The 4770-nt window shown below is 64.8% G+C and carries 4 protein-coding genes; 2 read left to right on the top strand and 2 right to left on the bottom strand.

All coding sequences use genetic code 11. The features are described 5' to 3' along the window. Positions 1–133 precede the first annotated feature (133 nt). Positions 134–1171, top strand: coding sequence for a WD40 repeat domain-containing protein (locus IG98_RS0143435; protein WP_051753726.1), 1038 nt, complete (start codon positions 134–136; stop codon positions 1169–1171). 476 nt (positions 1172–1647) lie between these two features. Continuing rightward, positions 1648–2256, top strand: coding sequence for a hypothetical protein (locus tag IG98_RS47955; protein ID WP_157594889.1), 609 nt, complete (start codon positions 1648–1650; stop codon positions 2254–2256). A gap of 363 nt (positions 2257–2619) precedes the next feature. Here the strand turns inward: IG98_RS47955 and IG98_RS0143425 are convergent, their stop codons facing one another. Then, positions 2620–3624 carry a hypothetical protein gene (locus IG98_RS0143425; protein ID WP_157594888.1) on the bottom strand — a complete coding sequence of 335 codons (1005 nt, stop codon included), beginning with the start codon at positions 3622–3624 and terminating at the stop codon, positions 2620–2622. Positions 3625–3780: 156 nt separating this feature from the next. Then, positions 3781–4272: a peptidase inhibitor family I36 protein gene (locus tag IG98_RS49905; RefSeq protein WP_084196092.1), complete on the bottom strand. Its 492-nt coding sequence runs from the start codon at positions 4270–4272 to the stop codon at positions 3781–3783. Positions 4273–4770 lie beyond the last annotated feature (498 nt).

Here is a 4770-nt window from a genome sequence, read left to right as displayed (position 1 = left end):
CTCCCGAAGGCCCGCCCGGCGCGGCCGCGCTCCGGAGCTGTTCGCCTCCGGCGAGCTTCTCGGCCCGGGCGGGCGGAAGGTGACGCAGAGGCACTCAAGACAATCTCAAGCCTGATCTTCTACACCTACAGGGGTGACTACGACCCCGCCGCGGCAGCGCCGCTCGCTATCTCGCCGCACGCTGCTCCTGGGCGGACTCGGCACCCTGGCCGCCATCGGCGTACCGACCATGGTCGCCTGCACCCCCGACGCCACACCAAACGCCACCAAACCCACACCGAGCGCCGCCAACCTCGCACCGAGCGCCACCCTCACCGGCCACACCGGCTATGTCACCTCGGTGGCGTTCAGCCCGGACGGGGAAACCCTCGCCACCGGCAGCTACGACGACACGGTTCGGTTGTGGGACGTGGCCGGCCGCGAAATCGTCGCCACCCTCACCGGCCACACCGACGGGATCTCCTCGGTGGCGTTCAGCCCGGACGGGGAAACCCTCGCCACCGGCAGCAACGACAACACGGTGCGGTTGTGGGACGTGGCCCGCCGCAAAACCATTGCCACCCTCACCGGCCACACCAGCGCTGTCTCCTCGGTGGCCTTCAGCCCGGACGGCACAACCCTCGCCACCAGCAGCGCCGACAAGAGCGTGAGGTTGTGGGACGTGGCCGGCCGCAACACCGTTGCCACCCTCACCGGCCACACCCTCGGGATCTTCTCGGTGGCGTTCAGCCCGGACGGCACAACCCTCGCCACCAGCAGCGCCGACAAGAGCGTGAGGTTGTGGGACGTGGCCGGCCGCAACATTGTTGCCACCCTCACCGGCCACACCGGCAGGGTCTTCTCGGTGGCGTTCAGCCCGGACGGCAAACTCCTCGCCACCGGCAGCTTCGACCAGAGCGTGAAGTTGTGGGACGTGGCCGGCCGCGAAACCATCGCCACCCTCACCGTCCACACCGACGGGGTCTCCCCGGTGGCGTTCAGCCCGGACGGCGAAACCCTCGCCACCGGCGGCGACCACAACGTGAAGTTGTGGGACGTGGCCCGCCGCCAAACCATTACCACCCTCACCGGCCACACCGGCTCTGTCATCTCGGTGGCCTTCAGCCCGGACGGCACAACCCTCGCCACCAGCAGCCTCGACCACAGCGTGAGGTTGTGGCCGACCCGCTGACCCAGTAGATCGTCACCACTGCAGCCCTACCGCCAACATCCGGTCCGATCCCCCCGGAGGCCAGGGCTCCTCGTCCTCTTGGCCCTCCTCGCCGATACCCGCTCCGGCGCCCGGCGTGCGGCCCGGTCGATGCCCCGCACCCGGCGGAGCCGATCCGCCCCCGGATCGGTAAACCGGGTTTATCTACTAACTTGCTCCGCGAAAGCCGGTGGGTTCGAACGGCCCGGCCACCCGGCCTTCCCGCGGACCTTCCTCACCCTCCCGGCTCGTCCCCTGAGGGCCCTTCGGCCGGTGCGCGGCCGACTGTCCAGTCCAGAGCGGACGAGCGCAGCGAGGACGGGACGGACTTGACCGGCGGCAAGCAGCGGCCACGCTTCGGGCCAGGGGGCGAGACACATCACCACAGGTCAGCGGCAACTTCGTTGGAAATTTCTTCATTGCTACCGGGACCCTTCTTCGCTGCGTATCCTCGCGTAGTGAAGATCATCCGCAGTGTGGCCGGCGCTCTCGCGCTTGGTGCGGGATTCGGCGCGCTCACCTCCCTCGTCAAAGACGCATCCCTGGGCGGGGTGCGGGTCATGAAGATCGCCGAAGTAGCGGGGCTGCTGCTGGATGTCGGCTGGTCCTGGGCCGCACTGGCGGTAACGGCGGGATGGCTGGCAGGTACACGCATCCGGGGGGTAGCCGCCGGTGTTCTGGCATTGACCGCGGCTACGGCGGTGTATTACTGCACGGAGTCCCCCCTGAGAGGTCTGCCGTTGGCCTGGCAGGTGAGGTGGATGCTCCCCTGGCTGCTCGCGAGCCTGCTCTTCGGGCCACCTCTGGGCGCTGTTGGCGCGACCATCAAAGACCATGGAGTGATCGGCCTGCTTGCCAGATTGACCGTGCCGGTCGGCGCGATCGTCGAGATGACCTTTATGCCACCCGAAATCTTCCTGATCGGGCGTCCGACGGCGACCTCGGTTCGGGTGATCGTCTGTGCAGCCGCCGCGATGGGCGTTGCTGTCATCCTCATCCGTTTCCTCATCGTGAAGCAAACCCCCCGCCGAGATCCGAAGTCGGATCGCTCATCTTGCTGGCGTTGAAACCGGACCTCGACCGCGCCAGGTTCTCCCTCTCGGTCCCCAACTCGCCCCCCCGAAGGCCCTCGGCCGGTGCGCGGCCGAGGGTCCAGTCCGTCGACCGAGCGTCAGCGGGGGAGCGGACTTGACCGGCGGCAAGCGTCAGCCACACTGCGGGCCGAGGGCGGAGCCGACCACTTCTGAGAACCGGCATTCTCGGAGGTAACGGGAAGCCAACTTCCCAGAACCTAACAAAATCCCAGGTCACAGGCCCGCGATGGGCGAATGCCGTACATAATTCTCGTTATGTATAGCTAGTGGAACGCTGACCGGGAACAGGATCACCGGCCCCGCAGATTCACGACCGGCCCGAAAACGATGACACTCTCAGCCGGAGAGCTCCGCTCGGGCTTTGACCAGCGCGGCTTCCCGGATCTGCGTGTACTGACCGATCTGTGGCGCCCACTCTTTGAGCACCTCCTGCTGGTAGGCAGCGAAACGGGCGCGTTCCACCCGGGACTTACCGGTTTGCACACTGCATTCGGCGTCCGCCGTCGCGATGCGGATCTCCTCGGGATGCGCCTGCTGACGCGACACGTTCTTGTCCTCGTAGAGTTCGGCGGACGCTTCCCATGCGTCGCTCCACGCCTTGAACGCGAAACCTTTGGAGTGCATGCATTGGCGCCAGGACTCGGCGGCTGCGAGCACTTGGGGATCCTTGCCCCACCGGCCCTTCAGGGGGATGCCCAACCCGTTCATCACTCCGCTGACGTGGACGTACGTCTGGAGATCGCCGTACAGTTCCATGTGCGCGTCGCCGATACAGCCTTCGGCGGGGATGGCCACCCTCGTTATGCCGGGAATCGTCGCCTCGGCGCGGCCGCCGTCACCGAGCATGGCCTTGTCCCAGGCTTTCCGACGACTGGGGGACAGGGAGTTCACGTAGGTGGCGTTCGGGTCTTTCGGTTCGGCCCGCCCATCGGCCTGCCCATCGGTCCGGCGGTAAAGTCCATACCCCTCGCGCCGGCTCTTGGTGATGTCGTCGTTGGTGAGGTCCAGCCGGAACTGGTCGCCCCAGACTGCTCCTCCGGTTCCTGTGGCCTCCTCAGCTGTACTGGGCTTCGAAGTGCGATAGGCGAAGCCGTGCAGCGCCATGCAGCGTGCGATCTTCGCCTGCATCGCTTTACTAAGGGTTACCTGGTCGGCGTGGCTGCCATAGGCGGCCATGAACGTCGCTTGCGGGTCTGTCGCCTGAGTGGCCGAAGAAGCCGATGATGAATGCGCGGCCTCTGGCGGTGCGCCCTCCTGGGAGCAGGCTGTCAGCGACAGGCCGCCTGCCACGCCGACGGCAGCGGCACATACCCGAAGCCGATTGCGGCCCGATGCGAACATGGTGAGTCTCTTTACTGGTCGTTTTCGTTTGATTTCTCGCCCCGTACCGGCCCGCGAGAGGATCTTAATGTAAAAGTTTTCGGTGTGGGGCGGGCACCGCCCGCCCCACACCGAAAACTAGATTTTGGTTTCGCTATTCGGTGGTGTTAGAGGCTACTAGAGCCAGTACGACGAATTACCCTGGCCGCCGGGGTTCAGGTAACCCCACGCATAATACTGCGGCTGGGTGTAGAGATGCCCCACTCGTCCAGTAAGGTCATAGACCGCGACAGAAGCACCGCTGGTACCGTTGTTGTAAGCTGACCAGTCGTTATTGGCGAACGTCGAGGAGAAGCTGGGGACGTTGCCCGAGGGCGCGGCTCGGTATCCCGTCCCATTGATGTTGGTCCAGACACACCAGCTGCCGATAGGGCACGAAAGCGCCCAGTCAGGCGCGAGGGCGGCCAGCGAGTTTTCTGCGAGTTGCCCCGACTCTCGGAGGGCCTTGTTGGTGGCGGTGGCATCCGTCGGGTTGTCCTGGACCGCAGGGTCGTCGCTGATCGGAGCGGGCGTCCATGCAGGTACAGGGTCTGCATAGGCGGCGGCGGGCGTGCCGCCCAGGACCGCTCCAGCGAGAAGGCCCGCTGAGACGAGCTTCAGCAAACGCATGTTGCTATCCTTTCGGTAGGCGGAGCTGACGTTCCGCCTGGGTAAGGTGTTCGCGTCGCGCCTGGAATCTGCTTCCGGCTCTTTCCGGGCTGACGCGCGCACTTCACAATGAAGTGCTTTCGTTCGCCGATGCGTCTGTGTTGCGACGCCCGGGGCGAGACGATCATCAAGCTACGCAATTTTTTAGCGAAGCAAGCTTTTCTTTCCGGAGCATAGTTTTTCGAGGCCAAGAAAAGTCAACCTCTTCTGACAGAGAGTCACAAATCCAGTTCATACGGTTTTCCGTTACCCTCTGCGAGAGGTATAGCACTGAGGATCGGAAGGCAGAGCCCCCGGAATGCAATCGCCCCTACCGGGAAACTGGATAATCGACATCTAACGGCAGTTGTCTCCCAGGAATAAGAAATAACCCTTGAGTTCGTTGGGCTCGTTGTGGCCTGCATAGCCCCAGGACCTGGGCTTATCAGCTGGCGCTCCGGCTTCTTCGAGAGTTGATGA

The sequence above is a fragment of the Streptosporangium amethystogenes genome (assembly GCF_000721075.1).
GTDB lineage: Bacteria > Actinomycetota > Actinomycetes > Streptosporangiales > Streptosporangiaceae > Streptosporangium > Streptosporangium amethystogenes.
This window is presented reverse-complemented; position numbering and strand designations above follow the sequence as displayed.